This is a genomic window from Streptomyces sp. NPDC055013 (assembly GCF_053608645.1).
The window spans coordinates 82,357-107,356 of the sequence record NZ_JBSGVW010000035.1 but is presented as its reverse complement, the minus strand read 5'-3'; the positions used below and the strand labels follow the sequence as shown (position 1 = coordinate 107,356).

The window sequence follows — 25,000 nt, the reverse complement described above, 5'->3', positions numbered from 1 at the left end:
ACCAGGTACGACAAGACCGCCACCTCCTACGAAGCAGCGGTCAGTCTCGCGTCATTCTTACTCTGGGCAAGATCCGTTTGAAGACGCACCCTAGTACGACAGCTGCGCGCGCGGAAGACCACGCCGCGAGGAGCCGGCCGACCCAGCCGACGGAACGGGCCACGGCAGCAGCGCACCACCCGCGCGCCTCCCGGGCACCGCACCCCGTGTGCCTGTCTTAGGCAGGCTGCCGGGACAGGCCTGTCACCGACCTCATCCGGCCCATCGAAAAACGAACCGGCATTCAGCCGGGACGTCGTCTGCCCGCTCCATGCAGGATGTCCACCCTTCGAGGCCGTCGGCGCGGCAGGTGCCCTTGCCCGGGTGGATCTCGGCGAGGTATGGCGGCCGACCGCTCGACAGGAGGACGCCGGGCGGGGACGAACGCGGAACCGCACAGATGGCTCCCGCTCCCGGCCGTGTTCATCCGCACCCACGGACACCCATCCACCACTATGGGAGAAATACCTGATCTACCCGGAGGTCTTGCGTGCACCCTGATGGCTTTCCCGCCCCGGATTCCGGGCTCCTCCTCACCCACTTTCTGACGGTGACCGACGTAGCCCGATCCCGCGCCTTCTACACCGACGTCCTCGGTGGTGAAGTAGTACTCGAGGAAAACCCCTGCACCATCAAACTCGCCAACGGATGGATCATCATGAATCCCGGCGGCGGCCCCACCCCGGACAAACCAGACGTCACCCTGCACGCGCCCACCGACCCCACCACGGTCAGCAGCTTCCTCAACATCCGCGTCGCCGACATCGAAACATGCCACCGAGAATGGAGTGCCAAAGGCGCCGAATTCCTCACACCACCCATCGACCGCAAAGCCGAACTGCGCTGCTACCTACGCGACCCGGACGGCTACCTCATCGAAGTCGGCCAGGCCACGGGCATGCTTCACGGCACATACGCCGACACACCCGCCCACACCAGCTAGACCCTCACCAGGCCACCGCCCCGCCCACACCCATCGAAAAGCCCAAGAGACACCGGCGATGTCGAGGAAGCATCCCGCTCCCCCGCCCACCGCCACCAGCCGGTCGACGTCCCGGTCGCTGAGCTGGGACGCAGGAAGCGAGCCGACTCCGCGGCCGGAAGAGTGTCCTCACCTCCGGAGACAGGTTGTCGATGCGTCTTCATCCAGGCGAGACCGAGGCCGTTGGCTGGCGGGTGGTGGCCGTGCTCGACGTTGTCCAGCAGCTGCGTGATGCCTCACCCGACGTCGCCGGACGTCCGCGGGTGATCGCGATCGACGGCCGTGGCGGCGCCGGCAAGACGACCCTCGCCGAGCGGCTACGCAAGGTGGTGCCCCACTCCGCCATCGTGCACACCGACGACATCGCCTGGAACCACGCCTACTTCGACTGGGGCACCGTACTCGCCGAGAACATCCTGCGACCCCTGCACCGGGGTGAGACGGTGGACTTCCGCCCTGCTGCCTGGACCACCCACGACCGGCCCGGATCGATCACCATCCCCGCGGGCGCCGACTTCATCTGGGTCGAGGGCACCGGCATCATCCGCGAGGAGCTTGCCCCGTGGCTGGACGCCTCGGTGTGGATGCAGGGTGACCTCGACGAGCAAGAGCGGCTGTTGGCCATCCGCGACGGTGTCTCCCCCGAGCAGCGAGAGCACGTAGCGGCCTGGCTGTTGGAGGAACTGCCGTTCATGCTGCGAGAACAGCCTTGGGCCGGAGCCACCATGATCGTCGCCGGCCCTCCGCAGATCGACCACGACCCGGACACCGAGTTGGTCATCGCCCCGCCGACCAGCCCTGAGGCAACGAGGTCTTGAGAGGCACTGCGTTAGGAGTGAGGCTCGTGCTGTGGGTAGCGGCTGGGTGCGAGGATGCTGCTGTGTGGGATGAGATCGACGTGGTGGAGTGGGACTCCGTACCGGGCCATCCCGACTGGTATGAACCGGATCGGGCCGCCCATGGTCTACGCGCCCTGGCCGAGGCAGCGAACCCGGTACAGGCGGCGGAGGCGGGCTCGCAGCTCGGCGGCGGTGGGATCGTTCATGGCCACAGTGGCGCGGTGTTCCCAGCAGCTGTGGTTGCGACCCCGCTGCTCCTGGACATCGCCCAGCACGGTCACCCGGCGGCACAAAATACCGCGCTGGGGCTGCTCGATGAAGCTCTGTCGAGCTACCCGCATGCCGGGTACACACGGGTGACGGCTCCAGACGGCACCGCGATTCCCATCTGCTGTGCCATCGCCCACCACCTCCAGGATCGCGCCGACTTCCTTGCCGGACGCGGAAAGAGCGGCAAGTCATTGCTGGCCGACGCGGCCGCGCACTGGCGCTTCGAGATCCGCGAATGCATCGCCGACGGCAGCGACACGGCAGCCTTCGGCACCTTGGCCGGCCGTCTCCCCGACGGCGTCCACGCGGCGGAAATGCACCACGCCGGAGCCATCACCATCCTGAGCGAACTCACCCTCGAATACCCACCCGCAGAGGACTCCCACGACGCATGCCTGCGCGTGAAAACCCGGCATCCGAGCCAACTGCCACCAGGCGCCATGCTGTTTCCGGCAGCATGCGGAGAACGCGTGCACTGACTGACTCCAGTCCTTCAGACGACCCTCTGGTGCAGGGACCGGCTGCGGTCCTGACGCGGCCAAACACCTCCAGCAGATCAGGGCACATCCGAGGGTGAGGAACTCTTCGTGGATGTCGTCGCCTATCTCCCAGCGGATCCGCAGGCGGCGAGGCTGGTGCAGGTGAGCGAACGTGCGCTCGAAGAGCCAGCGTTGCGTGCCAGCCCGGACCTCCAGTCCAGCCCGACACCCGCCACATTCACTTGCTTCAGCTGGTTCTCAGGCCGCTCGTTGGCTTACCGCACCACTCCATCAAACCTGTTGCGCACCGAGGCGAAGCCGCAGACGAACGACCTTGACGCGGCCCGAGGTTCGGCCCAGCAACACCGGCATAGGAGGATGAAGCCGCCTCAAAAAATCTGTCGGCCCATCCTCGCCGACCGCCTGTTGTGGCTTTTGGTGTCCCACCACTCTTCCAGCAGGGCGTGGACGATGTGAACCAGCTGCTGCAGCCGGTCCGGTTGGGGGGCGGTCGAGGTGAGCACGTCCACCAAGGACTTGTCGTCCCATGGAAGGGTGACCACCCAGCTTTGGTCCGGGTGGTCCGGTCGTTGCACGGTGAGTCCAAACGTCAACGTCACCGTGCGGTCCGGACGGTGCGCGACGGTCAGTTGGGTGATGTGGAACTCGACTCCGTCAACGGTGGTGTACGAGCGCCCCAGAGCTTGCTCCGCCGGCGTCCCTTCCCCCATGCGTCCTCCGGTCCCTTCCCCGTGCTCCCACCCCAGGCGCTAGTAGCGACCTACGGCGGCGCCCCTTTGGCTCCCCTTGTACCTCGTCAGGAGGTCGTTGATCCCGCCGGCCTACCAATGGTGGTCCGGAACTTTCGACCGGTGAGCACTGGATGGTGTACGTGGAGTAGCTCCCCACGGCCATTGTGGGCTCCGGGCGATATGGCGTTCGCGTGCCCGACATGCTGCGAGCCTGATTGCGCAAGGAGACGGACTCCGGTTGCGCTCCGGAGACCGAAACGGGGACGACCTAGCTGAAGGGCAGAAGCCACAGGTCACGCCAGATGGCGACGTGACCTGGGCGCAGAACCCTTTCTGAGCGGCTGCTACTTCAGGGTTACGGCGTCTCCGGCCGACACGACCCGCGCGGTGGTCGTCGTGCCGGGGAAGTACCAGCGCCAGCTTCCGGCCGAAGTCGCGGTGACCTTGGTGCTCAGCTGGCCGGTGTCGCCCGTCTTCACTGTCTTGACGGTGCTGTAGTGGGCGCTGCCGGCCTTCTTGAACTGAAGCTTCACGTCTTGGCCGGGGTAGCCGTGGTACTTCAGGTCCTCCCAGTTGGCCCGGGCCAGCTTGCCGGTGACGGTGAGCTTGGCGCCCTTGGCCACGGGCTCGGGGGCGGCGTTCGTCGTGAGCTTGGAAGCGCGCTTCATCTGGAACTCGGCGATGTGGTCGGAGATCCAGTAGTCCCCGTCCTTGGCCTTGACGGTGGCGTTGACCTGCCAGACGCCGGCCGTGCGGTTCACATCCTCGGGCATGCTGCCCGGGAGCCAGGCCGGGGCGATCGTCATCGTGGCCGTGCACACCGACGTGGTGGAACTCTTCTTCTCGCACCGGGTGTCGACCCAGTCGCTGAAGCCCCAGCCGTTCGTCTTGTTGAAAACACTGACGTCCGAGAGGCCCTTCACTCCGGAGTTGTCCCGGATCGTGATGGCGATCGGATAGGTGACGCGCGCCGAAGTGCCGATGATGACGTTGTTCCCACCGTTCACGACCGTCTTGGTGACCCGGATGTCCCCCCTGCCCTCCGCATGGGCCCCCGTCGCGGACAGCAGCGTCAGGGCCGCCGCCCCACTCGCCAGGATCCAGGCCGCTCTGGCCGTTCTACCTCGCATGATTCCTCCCCTGTGATGTGGGAAGCGAGATTACACAGCCGAGGCGGAGCCAGCCGGACCGGGTTCGCACAGAGGTTCGCCCCAGGGCACGGCACATTTGGATCGCGGCCTTCCTGCGATGTCCGCAGCGCCAGAGAGCCGCACTGTCGATGTGGTGCCGCAACCGTCACGTCTTGCTCAAGTAGAGGGCCGCCAATCGCGGCAGCCGGCGAGCGACCTCGTCCTCGTCATCGAAGTCGAAGTCCCAGGCAGGGTCCAGCTCCGGGTATCGAATGGTGAATGCGTCGGCAGGGAGCTGCTCGCCCGTCGACGTGATGTGTGCGTTCCAGGCGATGCTCAGCGCTTCCTCACCGTTCAGGTCGAGGCCGTCGGTCGCCGATGTTTGCACGATGGGCAGTTCTGCCAGGGCATCAGGATCGGCGACCGTGCGTTCGAAGACATCACGCCCTTGGGCGATGAGCCAGCCTGGGAAGTAGTCGAAACCGTCGTCGGAGCAGCCCCCGTTGATGACGTAGGCGGCGGCCCACAGAGAGGTCGTGTATGACTCGGCCATCAGGTCCCACAACACCTGCTGGGCAGCCACGATTTCCCCGACCGGGCGGATCGCCAGTAGTGAGGTCGTCTCGCGGGCGATCGTTTCACTGTCGTCCGGGTCGGGCGCCTCGTTGCGGGCTGCCGCGATGAGCTGCCAGAACTCCTGTCTATTCATGGTGGCGGAGCATGCCACCTGGCACTGACAGCCCGATGGCTGCCGCGGGGCCAGTTGTACCGCTGCCGCTGTCTCCATCTCCCGCGAAGCCTTGCCCCAGCTGACTTGGGCACCGGAAAGCCTCCGCCCTCTCCCCTACGGCAACGCACCGACCCGGGTCGCGGCCAAGAAGGGTCCGCCCGCGCCCACCTCTCTCGTAGCCCCGGCGGGTATGGACAGTCGGCCCACGACCGAGTCAGGCCAGACCGAACCTCTCGGCGTGCACCTGTCGAGCGGGAACCCGCAGCTCTCGCAGCCCGCCGAGCACAGCCCTGGTCATGGCCGGCGGCCCGCAGACGTACACGTCGCGTTCGGTGATGTCGGGCACCAGCCGGTACAAGCTGCTCGGGTCGAACGGCGGGACGCCGCACTCGCCCGTCCTGCCGGTGAGCAGCTGCAACCTTCCGCCCCGTAGCGCGACCAGGTGACGCACCTCGTTGAGCAGCACGGCATCGGCCTCGCTGCGTACCCGGTACAGGACGACGACGTCGCCGGTCGTCTGCTCCTCCAGCATGGCCCGCACGGGTGTGATCCCCACGCCCCCGGCGATCAGCAGGACGCCGGGGCGGGACCGGTGCAACGACGTGAACGCCCCGTACGGCCCCTCGACGAAGGCGCGGCTGCCGACCGGGACGTCCCGCAGGCCCGCGCTGGCGCTGCCCGCCGCCTTGGCCGTGAGGCGCAGTCCCTGACCGCCGGGCGCCGCGGACAGGGAGAAGGGGTTGGCCAGCCACCAGTGGTTGTGCCCGGGGAACCGCCAGATGCAGAACTGGCCGGCTCGGGCGGGGAGTTTGTCGAGGTGCCGGCCGGTGACGTACACCGAGACCACGTTGTCCGACTCGGGCACGACGGCAGCGACGCGGAACTGGTGGTAGGCGTTGCGCCACAACGGCACGGCCAGGCGCCCCGTCAGCAGCGCGCCGAACGCGAACAGCCACAGGATCCACCAGTAGGCCGTGGCGAACGCGGAGGACGTGAACGTCGTCGTCTCCTGCAACTGGTGGACGAACGCCAGGCCCAGGGCCACGTAGAGCAGCAGATGCAGGCCGTGCCAGACCTCGTACTGCAGCCGGCGCCGCAGGCCCCGGGTGGAGATCACGGCGATCACGACGATGATCGCCGCTGCGAGCATGCCCAGCAGGGAGGCCGGCACCCCGCTGAGCGCGACGAACGTCTTCCCCATGGACGCGTCGTCGAGAGTCGCGTAGCCGAGCACCACCAAAGTGGCGTGGGTGAGGACGGTCCACAGCAAGGTGAAGCCGACCCAGCGATGCCACACCGTGAGCCGGTCCATGCCGATGCGGCGGTCCAGCCACGACAGCCGGGCCACCAGCAGCAGTTGGAACAGCATCAGCAGGGCTGCGTGCAGGCCGAAGAACTTGGCGACCGTGAGCACCTCGTTCTTGCCCGACCCGGCGCTGACGAACAGCGCCTCGACGATCACCACATTGACGATGACGAACGTCCACATCGCCCAGCGCGCCGCGTCTACCGGAAGCATGGTGCCCGTACGCACCGTGTTACTCGCCGCCGTCATGGTTGCCTCTCATCCCCCATGGCCGCACTACTCACGACCCGTGTGCACAAACCCCATGAAGACCGAGGAATTCGACCAAATGCGCACCTCGATCGGGTAAGGATACGGCGCGTGAGCCCGATCCGTTCATGCCGGAACCCTTCCAATCCGACCGCCATTTTGGGCGTTCGGCGGCTGAGGCTCTCCCTGGTCAGGGCAGACTCGCTCGTCGTGAATCGAGCGCCGGGTCCCGGGTGCCTCTGCTCTCCCCAACTCCAGCCGCTAGGTTGCTCCTTGACCCTGAACGACCCCTGAATCGGGCTGATCTGGAGGACATCGCGTGACCGGGATTCCCGCTGCCTCGGCCGAGGCGCACAAGCGAATCAGGACCGACCAGCCGCACACGGCCCGGATCTGGAACTACTGGCTGGGCGGCAAGGACAACTACCCGGTCGACCAGGCTGCAGGGGATCAGATCCGCACATTGCACCCGGGCATCGGCGACTACGCCCTCGCCGATCGGCAGTTCCTCGGGCGGGCCGTACGGTATCTCGCCGGCGAGCGCGGGATACGGCAGTTCCTCGACATCGGCACCGGCCTGCCGACGGCCGACAACACCCACGAGGTCGCTCAGCGCATCGCGCCGGATTCCCGCATCGTCTACGTCGACAACGACCCCATCGTGCTGGCCCACGCCGAAGCCCTGCTGACCAGCACGCCAGAGGGCCGCACCGACTACCTCGACGAGGATCTGCGCAACGTCGACACCATCCTGGAGCAGGCGGAGCGCACCCTGGACTTCAGTGAGCCCGTGGCGCTGATGATGCTCGGCGTCGTCATCTTCGTCGAGGACGACGACGAGGCGTCCGGCATCGTGCGGCGTCTGATGGACCGCCTGCCTGCGGGCAGCCACCTCGCCCTCTCCCATACGATCACGCGGCCGGACATGCCGGACGTCGACGCAGCGGTCGCATTCTGGAACGAGCACGGCACGCCGAAACTGACCCAGCGCACGCCGGCCGACATCGCCTCGTTCTTCAACGGGCTGGAGCTCCTCGAGCCGGGCGTCGTGTCCTGCAACCGCTGGCGATCGGATGACAGCGAGACCGGTCTGCCCGCCGAGGTGGCCATGTTCGGTGGCGTGGGGCTCAAGACCTGAGCATATTCGGCGTATTCGGTGTATTCGGCCGGCGAGGGGCAGCGCGGGGCGCCTGTCGAACCGGTACGTGGGCACGCCGGCACGTGCAGTCAAGAGCCCGGAAACCCGAGTCAGTGCGATCGCCGGGCCCGGCATTGATTGCAGTCCTTTGAAAAGTTCCGCATCTGCGTGGACACCTCAAGGGCCGGCTCCTACCGTCGCCGTCGGCGCGGCATCGTCGTACGCAACCAAGGAGTCGTATGTCCATACGAGCAGTCAGCCGTGCCCCGGCTGTCGCACTGACCGTGGCGGCCACGCTGCTGGCCGCCACGGGGTCCGCGCACGCGGACCCGATTCCGAAGGCACCCGGCCACCGTCTCGTCGCCTCCTACACGGGCGAACCCGCCGAGCCCGACCCGTTGCCCGGGCAGCGGCCACCCCAGCATCCCCACATGGCAGCCAATGGCCGCAGCGGCATGCACGCCGACGCCTGGGGCAGCGCGACGTACCCATGGAGCGGCCCTCTGGGTAACGCGCCGGAAGTCAGCAGCGAGAAGATGGCGGCGCTCGGCGGCGAGTGTGCGAACGTGACCTTCGACAGGGCAGGACGGATCGTCACGGTGTGCGGGACGTTCACCGGGTTTCTGGTCAAGCTGCTCGATCCCCGTACGCTCGCGACCTTGGCGGAGTACAAGCTTCCGCAGCGCCCGTCCACTGTGGAAGCGATCACCCGGCTGGACTTCTCCCGGATCTTCAAGGACACGTCCGGAGGCGCGTACTCGTACCTGGACAACGAAGACCGCTTGGTGCTCGCGGACTCGCGGCAGCACGTCATCCGTCTCGCTCACCGGCAACAGCCCGATGGCAGCTGGGAGTTCACCGTCGCCGACGACTGGGACCTGACCGGCCACATCCCGCACGACTGCGTGACCTGGACCAACCTGTACCCCAGTGGGGAGTGCGACCCCATCACATCGGTGATGCCGGACTGGCAGGGCCGCATCTGGTGGGTCACCCGGCAAGGCCGTGTCGGTACCGTCGAGCCGGGAACGGGCGCGGTCCGTTCGATTCGTCTGGCGGGCGAGGAGATCCAGAACTCCTTCTCCGTCGCCGACGACGGTGTGTCGATCGTCTCCGACCATGCCCTGTACGAGCTCACCGCTACCGCGGACGGAACACCCTCCGTGGTGTGGCGGCAGGCCTACGACAGGGGCACCGGCAGCAAGCCGGGTTCCGTCAACCAGGGTTCGGGCACCACCCCGGACATCTTCGGCCCCGGCGGGAAGTACGTCGCGATCACCGACAACGCCGACGACCGCATGAACGTGCTGGTCTACCGGCGGGGCACCGACGTGCCGGCCGGTGAGCGGGTCGTGTGCAAGGTTCCGGTCTTCGGCTCCGGCGCATCCACGACCGACAACTCCCTGATCAGCTGGGGAAACAGCCTCGTGGTCGAGAACAACTACGGCTACGAGAACGTCGGATCGCTCACCTTCGGGCGGAGCGTCGTCGGCGGCGTCACCCGCATCGACGTCCGCCCCGACGGCAGCGGATGCCACACCGTCTGGGAGAGCAGCGAGCGAGCCCCGTCCGTCGTGCCGAAGCTCTCCACCGCCAACGGTCTGATCTACCTGTACACCAAGGATCCGAACACCATCGGCGTCGCCGCCTGGTATCTGACGGCCGTCGACTTCCGCACGGGCGCCACTCGGTGGAAGCAGCTCGTCGGGACGGGCCTTCTGTACGACAACAACTGGGCACCGGTCACCATCGGCCCCGACGGCACCGCGTACACGGGCGTCTTCAACGGACTGACCTCCGTACGCGACGGGGGCCAGGGCCGGCGATGAACGTGCTGGTCGCAGCCGGTTGTTGATGGCTGCGACCAACGTACGGCGGTGGACGCCGCCCCGGTGACCGATCGGCGTTCCCGCAGGACTGTCGGCCCGGGGCCGGCGCATCGCAGGGTCCTCCGAAAGCCAGGTGCGTGACCACTCCGCACGCCGGACCGGCGGGGACCAGACCGCAACAAACTCTCCTTGGCTCGCCGAGCAGCACCGGCGAGCAGCACCGGCACACCCGCAACCGGGCCGTCCGCCAGGCTCGTTCCTCGACGGCGGCCCGGCGAGGCCCCGGCTCCGAGCACACATCCTCAATCACATACGCGAACCGCGTCTCTGTGAATGCCGAAGCAATTGTGGATGACGACAGGGCTCTTGTAGCCCCAAGTGGGCTCTGGTTTCCTGGTTAGGAAAGTTTCCTATCAATCCCCCACCTGAACGAGGTTCATATGAGGGCATCACCTCTGTCGCTTCGGCGGGGTGCGGTAGCCGCCGCGCTCGGCAGCATCCTCCTGCTCCTCCTCAGCGTCATCCCGACCGGTTCCGCCCGAGCCGCCGGCGCGGATCAGCGTGCCGCGGCCGCCACGCCGGTCTCCGTGAACGGCCAGCTCAGAGTCTGTGGCACCAAGCTGTGCAACAGCCGCGGGAACCCCATCCAGTTGCGAGGCATGAGCACCCACGGCACCCAGTGGTACCCGCACTGCCTGACCAACGGTTCACTCGACGCCCTGGCCGGCGACTGGAAGGCCGACATCCTGCGCGTCTCGACCTACGTCCAGGAGGGCGGCTACGAGACGAACCCGCAGCACTTCACCAACCTCGCGAACTCCCTCATCCAGCAGGCGACCGACCGCGGCATGTACGTGATCGTCGACTGGCACATGCTCACCCCGGGCGACCCCAACACGAACCTCAGCAAGGCCCGGCAGTTCTTCACCGACATCGCCAACCGCAACAAGGACAAGAACAACGTCCTCTACGAGATCGCGAACGAGCCCAGCGGCGTGAGCTGGTCGCGGATCAAGAGTTACGCGGAGCAGATCATCCCGACCATTCGCAACATCGACTCCGACGCTCCCGTACTGGTCGGAACCCGCGCGTGGTCCTCGTTCGGTGTCTCCGAGGGGGCCAACGAGTCGGAGGTGGTGAACAACCCCGTCAGGGCGTCCAACATCATGTACACCTTCCACTTCTACGCGTACTCGCACCGCGACGAGTACCTGGCGACCCTCTCCCGCGCCGCCGACAAGCTCCCGGTGTTCGTCACCGAGTTCGGCACCCAGAACTACGCCGGCGAGGGCAGCAACGACTTCGCCATGTCGCAGCGCTACCTCGACCTCATGGCCAGCAAGAAGATCAGCTGGACGAACTGGAACTTCTCCGACGACAACCGCTCCGGGGCCGTCTTCAAGACCGGGACGTGCGACAGGTCCGGCCCGTGGACCGGCACCTCGCCGCTGAAGCCCGCCGGAGCGTGGATTCGCGAGCGCATCATGTCGCCGGACAACTGGTGATGAGCGAATGAGCGAACGTGGATCAGCGTGATCGAACCGGTGGCCTGTGTGTCTCACACAGGCCACCTCACCTTGCGGAGCGACGTGGCCGGCCGGTCATCCCTTGGCCGGTGTGGTGGATGCCGCCTCCGTCGGGTTCTCCGTAGCGGATGACGTGATCACCTCGGAGGTCGCGGAGCGTCCGCCGCGCCGGTCCATGAGGCCGCCCGTGAAGGCCAGTCCGAGGCCTGCTACGGCCAGGGCGGCGCCGACGAGGTTCGGTGACGCCCAGCCCCAGCCGGCGGAGATGGCCAGTCCGCCGAGCCAGGCGCCGCCCGCGTTGGCCAGGTTGAACGCGGAGTGGTTGGAGGCTGCGGCCATCGTCGGGGCGTTCTTGGCCTTCGCCATGAGCAGCATCTGCACGGGGGTGGTGATGAGGGCACCCATCGCGCCGATGAAGGTGATCGTGACCAGGGCCGGAACGGTGCTGTGGACGGTGAAGTAGAACGTGACCAGGCCGGCCGCGAGCAGGGCGAGGCCCGCGTAGAGAGTCGGGCGCAGGGCGCGGTCGGTGAGGGGGCCGGCCATCAGCGTGCCGACGGTCATGCCTACCCCGTACAGCGCCAGGACCAGGGTGGTAGACGTGTCGGAGATGCCCGTCAGGTGCGTCAGCATCGGCACGAGGTAGCTGTAGACGGCGAAGAAGCCGCCGAACCCGACCACTGCCGTGGCCAGGCCGATCGCGACCTGCCGGTTCTTCATGGCCCGCACCTCGTGGCGGATGCCGGACTGCTGACCGCGGGGCTGGTGCGGGACGAAAGCGGCCAGGGCGGCGAGCGCGACGAGCCCGATGACGGCGACGGCGACGTAGGCGGACCGCCAGCCCAGTTGCTGGCCGAGCGCGGTGCCGGCCGGGACGCCGACGATGTTCGCGACCGTCAGGCCGAGGAACATCATCGACACGGCGCGTGCGGCCCGTTCGGGGGCGACCAGCCGGGAGGCGACGACGGCGCCCACTCCGAACAGCGCGCCGTGCGGCAGCCCCGCCAGGAAACGCGCGGCGAAAAGCAGGCCGAAGTTCGGGGCGAGCGCGGAGGCGATGTTGCCGACCACGAACAGTCCCGACAACAGCAGCAGCAGCTTCTTGTGCGGTATGCGTGCACCGATGCCGGTCAGAACCGGGGCACCTACGACGACACCGAGCGCGTACGCCGACACGAGGTTGCCGGCCTGGGGCACCGACACCCCGACCCCGTCGGCGATCTGGGGCAGCAGCCCCATCGTGGCGAACTCGGTCGTGCCGATGCCGAAGGCGACAACGGCAAGGGCAAGCAGAGCCAGAGGCATGGTGCGGGAGAACCTTTCGAAGACAACGGTCCGAGGACGAGCAGGACGAGGGAGCAGAGAAGGCCGAGGTCGGGGGGACACCCACCCACCTCGGCCGGCCGCGTCGAGCACCGTTGCCCAGCGCGCCCCCACACAGGGCGAGCCCATGAACAGTGCAGCACCGGGCAGAGACAGCGCATTCCAAGATCGGGCCACGTCTTGACGTGACCTATGTCATGCCGCCTCGGTGCCGCCCACCGCCGGTGGAGGTCAACCGGTCCGGACTGGTTCGGCCGGGGCCTGGGCGTAGGCTTCGGTCGGCACGGACACAACGGGGGCGGGTGTATGGAGTCTGGGGAAACGCAGCGATGGGCGTCGTCGCTCGACGCGGTCGTGGTGTACGCGCAGGGTGCGCTCTGTACCCGGGTGGCGCGGGGCACCGTGCCGATGGACGGCAGGGTACGGGTGACGGGACTGCCCCGGTCGATGGACCCGGGCTCGCTGCGCGCCAAAGTCGTCGGTGATCATGGCGTACGTGTCACCGAGGTGCGTATGGAAGTGGATGCCGAACCCTCCGGCACCGACACGGCCGACAGCCTGCGGCACGAGATGGAGAGGCTGCGCGACGCCTGTGGCGCGGCACAGGGCCGCCGTGACCGCCAGCTGGGCCTCATCTCCGAAGTGACGGCGCTGCGCCCGGTTCCGCCGCCCCGCAATCCCGAAGACCCGCCCCGCCGTACACCCGCGGACGCGTGGCTGCGACTCGCCGAATTCGTCGACGAGCGGCTGCGGGGACTGCACCTCCGGCTCGTCGAGCTGGAGGAGGAACTGCGCCGCGTCGAGCACGAACTCTCCATAGCCACGGACCGCTGGGTCCGCGCCTCCACCGACGTGCAGTCCGAGCACGTCGCGACCACGGTCGTCGCGGTCCTGACGCTGGCCGGAACCGGAAGCGGAACTGTGGAGCTGGAGCTCGAGTACGGCGTGCCGGGGGCCGTCTGGGTCCCCGCCTACCGACTTACGCACCGTCAGGGCGACGACAGCGGCACCCTGGTACTGCGTGCCTCGATCGCGCAGCGCACCGGCGAGGACTGGACCGGGGTCCGCATCGGTCTGGCCACCGCGGATCTACGGCGCCGCACCGACCTGCCCTCTCTGCGTTCGATCCGGGTAGGACGGCGGCAGCCCGCCCCCGCGCCCACCGGCTGGCGGGAGCCTCCCGTGGGGCTCGCCGATCTCTTCGCCGGCTACGACGCGGCAGGTCCCCGTCCTGTGTCGGCAGCGGTGCCTGTGCCCGTGGCCGCCGCAGGCCCCGTCCCCACGCCGCCGGTGCCGCAGGGGTACGGCATGCCCGCCGTGCCCCCACCCGCGCCCGTCGCCCCACCGCCGGCATCGCTGGGTTACGGCATGCCGCCCGCCATGCCCGGTCCCGTCCCTCCGCCTCCGACACCGCAGGGATACGGCATGCCGCCCGCCGCACCCGCTGAGCCCACGGGCTTCGCCGGTGCTGCGCCGGCAGCGTTCGACACCGCCGTGGCAGCCCCGGCGGCGCCGCGGAGGCCGTCGGGACGACCGAGCGGTGGGGCTGGGCCCGCTGCCAGGCGCGGCGCCGCTCCCGCCGCCATGGCCCCGGAGGCCGCGGTCCAGGCAGGCCCGCCACCGTCACCGCCGGTGGCGGTCGGTCCGCCGCAACCCAGCGGCGTGGAGCTCGACTACGCCGCGCTCGTGCTGTCCGGCGCCGAGGAGAACGCCGGCAGCCGGGGCAGGCTCTTCCCTCACGCGCCCTACGACGCGGTGGCGGACGAGTACCGCCGCCGCGCCGATGCGGTCGCCGCGCTGCCGTTGCCCGGACACGCCGTGCGGCCCCGCGAGTCGGCGCGCTCCTTCGACCACCGCTACGACGCCGTCGCCCGCGCCGACATCCCCTCCGACGGCACCTGGCACACCATCACCGTCACCGACATCCCGGTCGGCTTGCGCACGGAGTACCTGTGCGTGCCGTCCGTGGAGCAGACGGTCTACGCCACGCTCGTGCTCTCCAACGCCACCGACCAGGCCCTGCTCGCCGGGCCGGTGGAGGTCACCAGCGACGACGACTTCCTGACGACCGCTGCTCTGCCCACGCTCGCTCCCGGCGGAGTGCGCCGGATGGGGCTGGGACCGGCCGAGGGCATCCGGGTCACCCGCCGCACGAACCTGCGCGAGTCGACATCGGGGCTGCGCAGCAACACGACCGTGCTCGCCCACCAGGTCCACGTGGAACTGGCCAACCGGCTGGCCCATGCCGTCACCGTCGAGGTCCACGAACAAGTTCCGGTCACGACCGACCCGGACGTCCGTATCGAGGAACGGGCCGACTGGACAGCGCCCGAGCAGGACAGCGGCCCCGACCGGCACGCCCCGGGGACCCGCGTCTGGCGAGTGGACCTGCCCGCCGGCGGCAGCACCACCCTCGACGGCGGCTACGACATCCGCGTCCCGGCCGCCAAGGCCCTGGTCGGCGGCAACCGCAGGAGCTGACACCATGCCCACGGACACCCGGCCGATCCCCCTGCCCGTCACCGCTGTCACCTGCCTGGAGGACCGCGCCCATATCGAGCGAACGGCCGAACTCGACCTGAACGCAGGCATCCAGCGACTGCGCCTCGGGCCGATCAGCGCACTCGCGGTCGACCGCACGCTCCACGCGGAACTGACGGGCGACCACCGGCCCACCGTCCTCGACGTGCGTGTCGTCCGCACCTGGACACCGCGGGCGCCGCTGCCGTCCGCCGACGACTCCGCCCTGCGGAGGCGGACGCGCGCGCTCGAAGAGGAACAGCTCACCCTCGGCCACGCACGCGACCGGCTGCGCACCCGCCTCGACCTCCTCGGCCGCCTCGCCGCCGATCTACTGCGGGACATCGCCGAAGGGACCGGCTATGGGGAGACCGACGAGACCCGCTGGACCCGCGAACTGGACCGGATCGACGCCGAGCGCGACTCGTACGCCGAGCAACTCCGCACCGCCGAAGCACGGTTGACGACCCTCTCCAGAGAACTGATGGAGACTCGCCAGGCCATCGACCTCGCCGAGGAGCAGCCCATCGAACTGGTCGGCCATGTGGAGCTGACCGTACAGGCCGCAGTCGCCGAGCCGGTCCGGCTGCGTCTGACCCACCTCACCTCGTGCGCTCTGTGGCGCCCGGCCTACCGGGCCGTACTCGACGCGGACTCGCTGACGCTGGAGACCGACGCGATGGTCTGGCAGCGCACCGGCGAGGACTGGTCGGACGTACGCCTCACCTTGTCGACGGCCCGCTCGGCACAGACCACCGACCCGCCGCAGCTGACCGAGGACCGGCTGACCCTCAAGGATCGCTCCGCCGCTGAGCGTCGGACCGTCGACGTGGAATGGCGGGAGGAGGAGACCGCGGACCTCGGGCCGGCCCCGGTACTCGGCCTTCCTGGAGTGGACGACGGCGGCCGGACGCGTGTGCTGCACTCCCCCGCGCCCGTCTCCGTCCCCACGGACGGCCGCGGCCACCGGGTGTCGCTCACCGCCGTCACCGCCACCGCGAGCAGCGAGTACTCCTGCTCACCAGAACTGTCGCCGCTGGTCACCCAAGTCGTGCGGTTCGACAACACCTCCGGCCACGCGCTGCTGGCCGGGCCTGTGGACCTCGTCCGCGGCAGCGGATTCACCGGCCGCGGCACGCTGAGCTTCACCGCACCGGGTGCCCCTGTCGAGCTCGCCTTCGGCAGCCACGACGACTACCGGGTGATCCGGCAAGCCGAAGAGTCCCGCGACACTGCGACGTTGACCCAGCGAACCGTGATCACCCGCACGGTCCGGTTGCATCTCTCCCGCTTCTCCGCGCCCGAAGACCGGATCGACCAGGTCGTCACGCTTCGGGAGCGGATCCCGGTCTCCGAGGTGTCGGCGGTCGAGGTACGCCTGCGCAAGGAAGCCTGCGCGCCGGAGCCCGACGCGGTCGACGCCGACGGCATCGCACGCTGGGACCTGCGGCTGACGCCCGGCGCGCACCGCACGGTCACCCTGGTCTACGAGATCTCCGCGAGCGGCAAGGTCGCGGGGCTGTGAGCGAGCGTTTCCGCCCTGGACTGTCGTGAGCTGAGAGGGCGGGCAGACCATGCGTTCGTGGAGTCCCTTGAGCTGGTGCGAGGAAAGCGCAGGGCGGGAGTCAGTGCTGGTATTCGAAGGCTCCGATGTCGCACGCCGGGCCTTGAGGCCGCAGCACGCCGCGCTGGTCGGCGGACGGGCAGTCGGCGCCGCCGTCGATGGCGGGACTGCCGGGCAGCAAGGCCACGGTGTTTGTCGGCCCACCGTTTTCGCCGAGGGGCCCGAGGTGGGGATCACGGCTGGGGAGATCGCCTTCGGCCGTGAGGTGGCAGTTGTTTCCGCTGTCGAGATTGTTGCCCCGTGACTCGATGGTGGCGAAGACGTTCTTGCAGTCGCTGGTGGCTTGGCCGATGGTGTTTCCGGCGATGATGGTGTTCTGGAGGGCGAGGTGACCCAGCGGCAGGTTGATGGGGTCGGTTATGGGTCCCGGCAGGCTGTCCAGGTAGGCGGGGGCGATGTTGATTCCGCCGCCGCCGTCGGTGGCGGTGTTGCCGGTGATCGTGGAGTTGCGGATCTCCACCAGGCCGGTGCCGCGGATGTCGATGCCGCCTCCGTAGCCGGACAGGCTGCCCGGCCGGTCCCAGTCGTCGGTCACGCGGTTGTCCGCGATCGTCGAATTGACCACGGTGCCGGTGTCGTCGAACCGGATGCCTCCGGCCTCGCCCGATATGTTGCGGCTGACGGTGCTGTCGATCAGCGACAGGTGGGAGTTGGGGATGTTGAAGATGCCGCCTCCATAGCCGGCACGGTTCCCCGTCACCGTTACCCGGCGCAGCGTCATGTGCTTGCTGTTGGCGATACCGCCTCCGCCGGGGTCGGTGATGGGCACCTCCCGCTGCTTGGCGTCTCCTCCCGTGATGGTGAGGTCGGACAGCTGCGTGTCTGCGCCCATGCGGAAGACCCGGTCGATGTGGTCGGCGTCGATGATGGTCTCCCGCGCCCCGGCCCCCCGGATGGTGGTCGGCTCGAGGACGTTCAGGTCGCCTTTGGTCGGGTCGGCGGTGCGCCCGTTGAGCTGGTCGGGATTGGGGGGAATGGTCAGCCGGTAGTGGGCGGCGGGTAGTTCGATCGTGCTGCCGGGCTGGGCGTTCGCGGCCATGACCGCTGCTCGCAGGGTGCAGGTTCCTGTGGCGGTGCGGCAGATGCCGTCGGACGCGTCCGCATCCACGGCGTCTTCCGTGGAGTTGACCGTGAAAGTCGCCGACGCGGAGGCTGCTTGCGCAGCGGCCGGGGTGGCGGCCACGATCCCTGCTAGGGCCGCCAGCGAGGCGGTCAGAGCCGAAAGGGCAGTCGAACTTCTCATGGGGGGTGCGCTCCTACTCGGGGGAAGATAGTGAGAAACGCTCGCGTCTATAACGTGTACCAGACTGTTTCTCACTCATGAGAGAGCCAATCTGGCCGCTGCTGCAGCCGAGCCTGACCGACCTTCCGCGCGGGCCGCACGGGCTCGCGCGGGAGCGTGTGACGGGTTCGCAACGCCAGCGGCTGCTCTACGCAATGACGGTCGTCGTGGCTGAAAAGGGCTACATCGCCGCGACCGTGGCCGATGTGACGGCACGGGCTGGCGTGTCCCGCAAGACGTTCTACGAGCTGTTCGCGGACAAGGAGGAGTGCTTCATCGCCGCTGCGGAGACGGGCCGCGAACTGATGGTCAAGCGGCTAGGGGCGTCGTTCGCCCGCTCGTCGGCACAGTCGCTCTCCCCCGTGGCGACGCTTCGTGCCTCCATCCGTGCCTTTCTCGAGCTGATCGCCGAAGAGCCCGAATTCGCCAAAGCGTTCTTCCTGGAGACGGCGACGGCCGGCGGCCGGGCGCAGGAGCACCAGGACTCCTGCCGCTCCTGGTTCGCCGAGTCGATGCGCGCCTGGCACGCCAGGATTCCAGGTCACCGCCGTGTCCCCCATGAGAACTACATGGCCGCGGCTGACGCCACACACGAAGCCGTCTGCCGCTGTCTGCGCCAGGGGCGCATCGGCGAAGTCCCCGCCCTGGAGGACGCCGTGCTGCACATCTGCCTCGCCCTGCTGGGCGTGCCCAATCTGGCAGAGAACGCCGGAAAGGGTGAGCCGGGAGAGGCGTGAGCGCCAGGTCCCACCGGACCCCCTGGCGTTACGGGCAACCGGGCGGCGGAACCCGTATGGCTCCAACCAGGTCTTGGCGGCCGCAGGCCTGGGGTGCTTCAGCTTACTGATGGTCCGTTCGACGGTGTTGCGCTTCTTGTACCGCTCTTCGTCGAAGCCGGGTGGACGACCGCCGCGCGATCCCTTCCGCAGGCGGACGGCCTGGCTGTCGGTCTTCTCCGGGATCAAGTACCGGATCCCTCTTCGCCGCAGGTGGTCGCAGCAGGGACCGTTGCTGTAGCCCTTGTCCGCCGCGAGGCCATCGGACTTCTTGCGGGCCCGCCCGGCCCGACTCCAGGGACACGGATCTTCTCCAGCACGGCCTGAACTGGGTGCAGTCGACCCCCTGTCCCGGCGTGACGATCAGAGACCGTGGCCGCTGTGGCTGCCCCCGTGAGCGCCCAGGGCCCTCGCCTCCTGGAGCACCTCCGCCACGCGGGCGACGAGACTTCGCCACAGCAATCCATGAAACCGCCCCTGTCGGCACCCGCGACTCAGCGGTGTGTGCCGTGTCACGCAATCCAGCCCACGCCTAAGTTGTCTGCATCACAGCGCAAATGTCCATTTAGCGCCAGGCTCGATCCGGACACACACTCCCGAAGTGGAGTCCAACTGCATCGTCTTGGGCGCCAAGTTCCGACGTGGCCCATGACACAGCACTTGTGACGCTCCCCCGTTCTCCCTCCTCACGCGTCCCCCCTCCCCTCCCTTGGAAGGTGCACCATCATGGCCGCTTACCTCTCGCTTCCTGCCGTCATACACGGCGAGCACGCCGTGAAGACCAGCCAGATCGTGGCGGAGGTGAGCGCCCGGCACCCGGGCGCGGCGTGGGCGCCGCGGATCGACAGCATTGCGGCCAGTACGGGCATCGAGAGCCGCGGCTGGATGCTGCCGTTGGAGTCCGCAGTCGCGCCCGGCAGCGGCAACGGCCTGGACGCCGTCGGTGTGGCGCCGGCCCAAGAGGCGCTCATGCGCGACGGGTTCACACAGCCGGACGTGGACCGCGTGATCGCCGCCCTCGAGTCCATACCCGCACCGCAGACCGTCCAGGAGCGCACGGCGCCGGCCTGGGAGGCCGTGCAGTCCTACGGGGAGCGTGCGGCGCGCGGGGCGCTACAGGCGGCCGGTCTGGACGCCGCCGACGTCGACTGCCTGATCACCAGTCACTCCACCACCCCGGCGCTGCCCGGACTGGACATGGCCCTGGCCAACAAGCTCCCGCTCCGCAACGATGTGATGTTGCTGCCGGCCACGCAGTGGGCCTGCATCGCGGGCACCCGCTCCCTGGCGCTCGCGGCGGATCTCGTCGCCGCCGACCCCGACCGGGTGGTCCTGATCGTCATCGCGGAGGCGCTGAGCACGACCTACCAGCCCGCAGACGACACCCTCGAGTCCCTGATCGTCCGGTTGCTGTTCGCGGATACGGCGGTCGCCGCGGTGGTCACGGGCCGCCCGAGGCCCGAGTCGGTGCTGCGGCTGGACGCCGCATGGAATCACACCCTGCCCGGCACCCAGGACCTGCACCGCCTGGAGACGCGGGCGGACGGCACCCACTTCGTGATGGACCGGCGTGGACCGCGCGCCGTGCAGGAGACGGTCACGGCCATGTGGGAGTGGCTGCGTTTGCGCTACCAGGACGACCCCGACGCCTGGCACCCCGACGTGCTGCTCGCCCACCCCGGCGGTACCCGGGTGCTGGAGTACATGGAGCAGACGATGCCCGACGCGTGGCCGTCGGGACTGCTGGACTACAGCCGGGACAGCTACACCAGCGGCAACCGCGGAGGCGCCGCCGTGTTCGACATCCTGCGGCGGGCGCACGACGCCGGGCAGCAGAAGCCCGGCAACCGCGCCGTTCTGTACGCGGCGGCACCCGGTCTCACCGCCACGGCTCTGGAGGGGCAGTGGCTGTAGCGGGAGCACGGGGCCGCGCTGGGCGTACCCGAAGAACCCTCGCGCAGAGGAATCCCTAGCACTCCCGCACGCCTGTGGCCTCCCCGACAGTGAGCCTGTTCACCTCGCGACTTCCGCCCAGACAACCTTCCCGGTGTCCGTCCACCGCACCCCCCACCGGGTGGTGAGCCGGTGCACGATGCTCAGGCCACGACCGCCGTCGTCGAGCAGATCGCCCCGCTTCAGGCGTGGCCTGCCGTTGCCGGTGTCGCCGACCTCGCACAGCAGCCCGTTGGCGGACCTGATCAGCCGCACCGTGATGGGGCCGGCAGCGAACCGGACCGCGTTCGTGACCAGCTCGCTGACCAGCAGCACCACCTTGTCCCGGGTGGCGTCCCTGGTGCGCCATTGCGTCAGCAGCGCGAAGACCTGCGCTCGGGCGCGAGCGGGGGCGTCGTGGCGGGCGGCCAGCCGCAAGGTCGCGGTGTCCCCCTTGCGGTAGCCGATCATGCGCGCGAGCAGCAGCGTCACGTCGTCGCGCTGGCGCGCGGGAGCCAGCTCGGAGACGACGTGCCGTGCGGCCTGCTGCAGGGTGTCCCAGGGGTGCACCGTGGACACGGCGGCCGCCAGCCTGTCGATGCCTTCGTCGATCGAGAGGGCGGGATCCTCGACCAGGCCGTCGGTGTAGAGAGCCAGCAGGGAGTCCGGGGCGGCGACGAAGGTGTGGACGTCGAACGGCTCCCGCAGTGCGAACTCGGCACCCAGGCCGGGGTGCGGACGCAGCGGGAGCGGGCCGGCGTGCCCGTCCGGGGTGACCAGGATCGGGGGGAGGTGGCCGGCGCTGGACAGTGCCACGTGGTAGCTGACCGGGTCGTAGAGGGCGATGCAGCAGGTCGAGCCGAGGGCGCTGTAGCCGGCCGCCAGCCCCGATTCGGCGTCGTCCAGCAGCGACACGGTCTCGTCCAGGTGCTCCAGTACCTCGTCGGGCGCGAGCCCGGCGGACAGCAGCGCGCGGGCTTCCATGCTCAGCTGGCCCATGGTCGCGGCGGCCCCCAGGCCATGCCCGACGACGTCACCGACCACGAGCGCGGTACGGCCGTCCGACAGGGGGAAGCTGTTCACCCAGTCGCCGCCGACGCCCGCGCTGTCGGGGGTGGCGGGCTGGTAGACGCTGGCGATCTCGATGGTGTCGCCGCCGGTACGTGGCAGGAGTCGGCGTTGCAGTGCCAGCACCTGCGTGTGCTCGCGTTGGTGCTGGCGGGCCAGGTCGACGTGGTGGGCTGTCCTGGCCACCAGCTCCTGCAAGTCGAACAGCTCGCTGTCGCGGAAGGGGCGGTCCGCTCGCCGCCAGACCTCGGCCACGCCGAGTACGACGGGCGGCGCGCCGTCCAGAACCAGTGGTATGCACGCCACGCCCGCCGACCGGTCGACGGGCACGAGGGCACGCACGACCCGCGGGCTGTCGAGCACCCGCTCGACGGCTTCCCGGTCGGGTATGACGATGGCCTGGGGAGCATCGTTTTGCAGCACTGCCTGCGCCAGCAGGCGGCTCGCGTCGCTGGGGAGGTCACCGCCGGGTGTGATGTAGCCCTCGGGCCATACCCGGTCCGGCACCAGGGCTGCCCGCCGCAGTCGGATGCGCCGCTGCACCTGCCCGGTGACCCCCTCGCCCGTCCACACGGCGAAGTCGAGGTCGACGGCCGCCACGTCTCCCCAGGCCAAGAGGGACTCCGCCAGCGACTGCGCGGTCTCGCCGATGTCCAGCGAGGTGCCGATCGCGGTCTCGGCGGCGTAGAGGTGCAGCCTCCGGGCCATGGCGATCATGGAGACGGTCAGGCCCTCCTCGGGCGCCGCGGCGGGCAGGATGCTCAGCGAGACCACCAGCTCCGACCCGTCGTTGCGGCGCAGGCGCTGGATTCGGGCGACGTGTGCCTCACCGCTCTCCAGGACCTGCCGCAACCGCCGTGTGACCGTCGGTACGTCCCAGGGGGGCAGGAGATCGATGAGCGCTTTCCCGGGTACGGCGTCCAGACCCGCGAACACGGGGGCGTCCAGATTGCAGCGGGTCATGATCAGATCCCGGTCCACGTTGACCGCGCCGAGGATCTGCTCCTGCTGGCTTGCTGCCGGGTTGTCCGGTACGGGGTGGCGCGGGGTGCGGTCGCCCTGCTCGTCGGCGGGACCGGCGGGTCCGGCGGCCGCTCCACCGCGGGGGATGTAGCGCCCCAGGGCTCGGCTGACCAGGTGGAACGCCGACGAGGATGAGCGGGAGGGTGTGGAGTCCATACGACTCTCTCAGCAATCCCCGGCGCAGCGCCGGGGCCGTACTCGGACCGCGCGACGGGGCCCCGAGATCCCTGACCGCACACCTCATTGAATAACACCGGGGGCGGCTTCGCCCACATCGGCGCCTCGAGAAGGCTTTACGAGGGGGCTCTGCGAGACGATCCGACTCGTCTCTGTTTCTTCGTCCCGTGCGCGGTACCCGCCGCGGCAAGGGCTACGGCGGGTACGTGGCGACGTCGGCGTACGGCGTCACTGCTCCGGGAGACCATGCCCGTCACGTGTCGACGAGCACCCCGGGGACGTTGTCACGGGGCCATCTCGTACACCCCGGCCAGCGCCTCGACACGCTCCCAGACGCGCGCCGAACGCGCTGCGTCGATGACGGGACGCCGGACGGCACCGAGCGCCCAACGCTGCTGATCCGCGGTGGCTGAGTCCTTGCCGTGCAGTTCGACGGCGAACGCGGAGAAGTCGCGGACGAGGACGGAGAACAGTTCGTCGAGCACATCCTCGTCGAGGTCCGTCAGGCGGGCCTGCTCCAGGATCAGCTGGCCGTGCACCACGAGCGCGAACAGCTGGCCGACGGCGAGCAGGAGATCGAGGTCGCGGCTCTGCTCCTCGTCGGGGGCTGCGGTGGTGACGAACTCGCACAGGGCGTCGGCCTGCTCCCGGAAGCGGGAGACGTTCGGAACGCCGGCGTACGCGTCGTAGGCGGGGCGCCAGTCGTGGAAGCGCACGGAGCCCAGGCCACGGGCCGGTCCCTGCTCGAAGAGGAACGTGTCGTCGGCCGCGTCGAGGCGGGTCGGCACGGGCGCGAACTCGGCCGGGTTCAGGAGGTGGTTGCGCATGAACTTGAGGATCAAAGCGAGGTTGACGTGGACCGTGCCTTCGAGCTTGGGCAGCCCCCGGATCTCGACGGCGGCCTGGGCGAAGTAGGTGTCCTTCTCGAAGCCCTTGGCGGCGATCACGTCCCACATCAGGTCGATGACCTTCTCGCCCTCGGTGGTCACCTTCATCTTCGTCATCGGGTTGAAGAGCAGGTAGCGGCGGTCGTCCGGCGAGGCGGAGCGGAAGTAGTCGACGGCGCGGTCGCTGAAGAGCTTCATGCCGACGAGGCGGACGTAAGCGTCGGCCAGCTCTCGGCGCACGTGCGGGAAGGCGGTGACGGGGCGGCCGTACAGGATGCGCGTGTGCGCATGGGTGACCGCCTCGTACATCGCGTGCTCGCAGATGCCGATCGAGGCGGTGCAGAGGTTGAACTTGCCGACGTTGACGGTGTTGAGGGCGGCGTCGAACGCGGCACGGCCGGCGTGCAGGACGTCGTCCGGTCCCACCGGGTAGTTCTCGAGGCGGAACTCGCTGACGTACTTCGAGGAGTCGACGACGTTCTTCTCGAGGTGATACGCCGGGTGGCGGCTGTCTGCGGCGAAGAAGACGTAGCCGTCCGGGCCCTCGATGTCGGTACGTCGGCCGAAGACCGAGACGAGCCCGGCGGCGTTGCCGTTGCCGATGTAGTACTTGGAACCGTCCGCCGTGAAGCCGCCGTTGCCGTCCGGCGTCAGCAGCATGTCGGTGGAGTAGATGTCGGCGCCATGGGTCTTCTCGGAGAGACCGAAGGCGAACACCTCGCCCTGGGTGAGGAGTTCTGCGGCGCGGGTGCGAGCCGCCGCGTTGTCGCTCTGCCAGACCGGTCCGAGACCCAGGATGGTCACCTGCCACGCGTACCAGTAGTCGAGACCGTAGAAGCCGAAGATCTCGTTGAGGGCGGCGATCCGGGCCGTGTCCCAGCGCTGGTCCTTGTCGCCGGCGGCGGACGCCGGGGTGAGGAAGGTGGCGAACAGCCCTTCCTTGGCGGCGAACGCGAGGAAGTCGGCCAGCCAGGCGCGGGAACGGTAGTCCTCGATCAGCCTCCGCTTGCCCCGGTCCTCGAACCAGTCGACGGTGGCGCGCAGCAACCTGCGGGTCTCGGGGTCGAACTGCGCCGGGTCGTACGTGCGCGGGTTGAAGAGGAGGGAGTCGGCCATGGA

Annotated in this window: 18 protein-coding genes and 1 pseudogene; 10 read left to right on the top strand and 9 right to left on the bottom strand. The window is 69.0% G+C overall.

The window, feature by feature from the left end; all coding sequences use genetic code 11:
• Window positions 1–529: 529 nt before the first annotated feature.
• The 3 genes from ACWGDB_RS33380 (at window position 530) to ACWGDB_RS33370 (ending at window position 2,609) form a co-directional block, all read left to right on the top strand.
• Window positions 530–982, top strand: coding sequence for a VOC family protein (locus ACWGDB_RS33380; protein ID WP_453825876.1), 453 nt, complete (start codon window positions 530–532; stop codon window positions 980–982).
• A 191-nt stretch (window positions 983–1,173) separates the two neighbouring features.
• Window positions 1,174–1,839 (top strand): uridine kinase family protein, encoded by a 666-nt coding sequence (locus tag ACWGDB_RS33375; RefSeq protein WP_453825875.1) that lies wholly within the window; start codon window positions 1,174–1,176, stop codon window positions 1,837–1,839.
• 62 nt (window positions 1,840–1,901) lie between these two features.
• A complete protein-coding gene (locus ACWGDB_RS33370; RefSeq protein WP_453825874.1) occupies window positions 1,902–2,609 on the top strand; it encodes a hypothetical protein in 708 nt (235 codons plus the stop codon).
• 389 nt (window positions 2,610–2,998) lie between these two features.
• On the opposite strand, the gene ACWGDB_RS33365 is transcribed toward ACWGDB_RS33370, so the two are convergent.
• The 4 genes from ACWGDB_RS33365 to ACWGDB_RS33350 form a co-directional block, all read right to left on the bottom strand.
• Window positions 2,999–3,340: a hypothetical protein gene (locus ACWGDB_RS33365; protein ID WP_453825873.1), complete on the bottom strand. Its 342-nt coding sequence runs from the start codon at window positions 3,338–3,340 to the stop codon at window positions 2,999–3,001.
• Window positions 3,341–3,705: 365 nt separating this feature from the next.
• On the bottom strand, window positions 3,706–4,491 hold the full coding sequence (locus ACWGDB_RS33360) for a hypothetical protein (protein WP_453825872.1): 786 nt from the start codon (window positions 4,489–4,491) through the stop codon (window positions 3,706–3,708).
• A 166-nt stretch (window positions 4,492–4,657) separates the two neighbouring features.
• Entirely contained in the window at window positions 4,658–5,200 is a 543-nt protein-coding gene (locus ACWGDB_RS33355) for a DUF4240 domain-containing protein (protein WP_453825871.1), read from the bottom strand.
• Window positions 5,201–5,435: 235 nt separating this feature from the next.
• Complete coding sequence (locus tag ACWGDB_RS33350; protein WP_453825870.1) at window positions 5,436–6,776, bottom strand: ferredoxin reductase family protein; 1,341 nt, start codon at window positions 6,774–6,776, stop codon at window positions 5,436–5,438.
• Between the two features lie 319 nt (window positions 6,777–7,095).
• Here ACWGDB_RS33350 and ACWGDB_RS33345 point away from each other — a divergent pair, with 319 nt between their 5' ends.
• The 3 genes from ACWGDB_RS33345 (at window position 7,096) to ACWGDB_RS33335 (ending at window position 11,248) form a co-directional block, all read left to right on the top strand.
• Window positions 7,096–7,914 (top strand): SAM-dependent methyltransferase, encoded by an 819-nt coding sequence (locus ACWGDB_RS33345; protein WP_453825869.1) that lies wholly within the window; start codon window positions 7,096–7,098, stop codon window positions 7,912–7,914.
• 239 nt (window positions 7,915–8,153) lie between these two features.
• Window positions 8,154–9,743, top strand: coding sequence for a hypothetical protein (locus tag ACWGDB_RS33340; protein WP_453825868.1), 1,590 nt, complete (start codon window positions 8,154–8,156; stop codon window positions 9,741–9,743).
• 440 nt (window positions 9,744–10,183) lie between these two features.
• A complete protein-coding gene (locus ACWGDB_RS33335; protein ID WP_453825867.1) occupies window positions 10,184–11,248 on the top strand; it encodes a glycoside hydrolase family 5 protein in 1,065 nt (354 codons plus the stop codon).
• A 96-nt stretch (window positions 11,249–11,344) separates the two neighbouring features.
• Here the strand turns inward: ACWGDB_RS33335 and ACWGDB_RS33330 are convergent, their stop codons facing one another.
• Window positions 11,345–12,574 (bottom strand): MFS transporter, encoded by a 1,230-nt coding sequence (locus ACWGDB_RS33330; RefSeq protein ID WP_453825866.1) that lies wholly within the window; start codon window positions 12,572–12,574, stop codon window positions 11,345–11,347.
• 324 nt (window positions 12,575–12,898) lie between these two features.
• Between ACWGDB_RS33330 and ACWGDB_RS33325 the strand changes: the two genes are divergently transcribed.
• Window positions 12,899–15,073, top strand: coding sequence for a DUF4139 domain-containing protein (locus tag ACWGDB_RS33325; protein ID WP_453825865.1), 2,175 nt, complete (start codon window positions 12,899–12,901; stop codon window positions 15,071–15,073).
• Between the two features lie 4 nt (window positions 15,074–15,077).
• Window positions 15,078–16,637 (top strand): mucoidy inhibitor MuiA family protein, encoded by a 1,560-nt coding sequence (locus ACWGDB_RS33320; RefSeq protein ID WP_453825864.1) that lies wholly within the window; start codon window positions 15,078–15,080, stop codon window positions 16,635–16,637.
• Between the two features lie 100 nt (window positions 16,638–16,737).
• On the opposite strand, the gene ACWGDB_RS33315 is transcribed toward ACWGDB_RS33320, so the two are convergent.
• A complete protein-coding gene (locus ACWGDB_RS33315) occupies window positions 16,738–17,979 on the bottom strand; it encodes a choice-of-anchor Q domain-containing protein (RefSeq protein WP_453825863.1) in 1,242 nt (413 codons plus the stop codon).
• A gap of 77 nt (window positions 17,980–18,056) precedes the next feature.
• Here ACWGDB_RS33315 and ACWGDB_RS33310 point away from each other — a divergent pair, with 77 nt between their 5' ends.
• Window positions 18,057–18,755, top strand: coding sequence for a TetR/AcrR family transcriptional regulator (locus tag ACWGDB_RS33310; protein ID WP_453825862.1), 699 nt, complete (start codon window positions 18,057–18,059; stop codon window positions 18,753–18,755).
• 105 nt (window positions 18,756–18,860) lie between these two features.
• Here the strand turns inward: ACWGDB_RS33310 and ACWGDB_RS33305 are convergent.
• A pseudogene (locus ACWGDB_RS33305) lies at window positions 18,861–19,052 on the bottom strand (transposase); the annotation flags it as partial.
• A gap of 468 nt (window positions 19,053–19,520) precedes the next feature.
• On the opposite strand from ACWGDB_RS33305, the gene ACWGDB_RS33300 reads away from it, so the two are divergent.
• On the top strand, window positions 19,521–20,708 hold the full coding sequence (locus ACWGDB_RS33300; RefSeq protein ID WP_453825861.1) for a type III polyketide synthase: 1,188 nt from the start codon (window positions 19,521–19,523) through the stop codon (window positions 20,706–20,708).
• Between the two features lie 99 nt (window positions 20,709–20,807).
• On the opposite strand, the gene ACWGDB_RS33295 is transcribed toward ACWGDB_RS33300, so the two are convergent.
• Window positions 20,808–22,973 carry a SpoIIE family protein phosphatase gene (locus tag ACWGDB_RS33295; RefSeq protein ID WP_453825860.1) on the bottom strand — a complete coding sequence of 722 codons (2,166 nt, stop codon included), beginning with the start codon at window positions 22,971–22,973 and terminating at the stop codon, window positions 20,808–20,810.
• Between the two features lie 305 nt (window positions 22,974–23,278).
• Window positions 23,279–24,997, bottom strand: a complete 1,719-nt coding sequence (locus ACWGDB_RS33290) for an acyl-CoA dehydrogenase family protein (RefSeq protein WP_453825859.1) — start codon at window positions 24,995–24,997, stop codon at window positions 23,279–23,281.
• Window positions 24,998–25,000 lie beyond the last annotated feature (3 nt).

Excerpts from the sequence above, each read along its gene's own strand:
- ACWGDB_RS33375 (WP_453825875.1), top strand. The coding sequence starts at position 1,174 with ATGCGTCTTCATCCAGGCGAGACCGAGGCCGTTGGCTGGCGGGTGGTG.
- ACWGDB_RS33365 (WP_453825873.1), bottom strand. The coding sequence starts at position 3,340 with ATGGGGGAAGGGACGCCGGCGGAGCAAGCTCTGGGGCGCTCGTACACC.
- ACWGDB_RS33360 (WP_453825872.1), bottom strand. The coding sequence starts at position 4,491 with ATGCGAGGTAGAACGGCCAGAGCGGCCTGGATCCTGGCGAGTGGGGCG.
- ACWGDB_RS33355 (WP_453825871.1), bottom strand. The coding sequence starts at position 5,200 with ATGAATAGACAGGAGTTCTGGCAGCTCATCGCGGCAGCCCGCAACGAG.
- ACWGDB_RS33350 (WP_453825870.1), bottom strand. The coding sequence starts at position 6,776 with ATGACGGCGGCGAGTAACACGGTGCGTACGGGCACCATGCTTCCGGTA.
- ACWGDB_RS33340 (WP_453825868.1), top strand. The coding sequence starts at position 8,154 with ATGTCCATACGAGCAGTCAGCCGTGCCCCGGCTGTCGCACTGACCGTG.
- ACWGDB_RS33335 (WP_453825867.1), top strand. The coding sequence starts at position 10,184 with ATGAGGGCATCACCTCTGTCGCTTCGGCGGGGTGCGGTAGCCGCCGCG.
- ACWGDB_RS33330 (WP_453825866.1), bottom strand. The coding sequence starts at position 12,574 with ATGCCTCTGGCTCTGCTTGCCCTTGCCGTTGTCGCCTTCGGCATCGGC.
- ACWGDB_RS33325 (WP_453825865.1), top strand. The coding sequence starts at position 12,899 with ATGGAGTCTGGGGAAACGCAGCGATGGGCGTCGTCGCTCGACGCGGTC.
- ACWGDB_RS33320 (WP_453825864.1), top strand. The coding sequence starts at position 15,078 with ATGCCCACGGACACCCGGCCGATCCCCCTGCCCGTCACCGCTGTCACC.
- ACWGDB_RS33315 (WP_453825863.1), bottom strand. The coding sequence starts at position 17,979 with ATGAGAAGTTCGACTGCCCTTTCGGCTCTGACCGCCTCGCTGGCGGCC.
- ACWGDB_RS33310 (WP_453825862.1), top strand. The coding sequence starts at position 18,057 with ATGAGAGAGCCAATCTGGCCGCTGCTGCAGCCGAGCCTGACCGACCTT.
- ACWGDB_RS33300 (WP_453825861.1), top strand. The coding sequence starts at position 19,521 with ATGGCCGCTTACCTCTCGCTTCCTGCCGTCATACACGGCGAGCACGCC.
- ACWGDB_RS33295 (WP_453825860.1), bottom strand. The coding sequence starts at position 22,973 with ATGGACTCCACACCCTCCCGCTCATCCTCGTCGGCGTTCCACCTGGTC.
- ACWGDB_RS33290 (WP_453825859.1), bottom strand. The coding sequence starts at position 24,997 with ATGGCCGACTCCCTCCTCTTCAACCCGCGCACGTACGACCCGGCGCAG.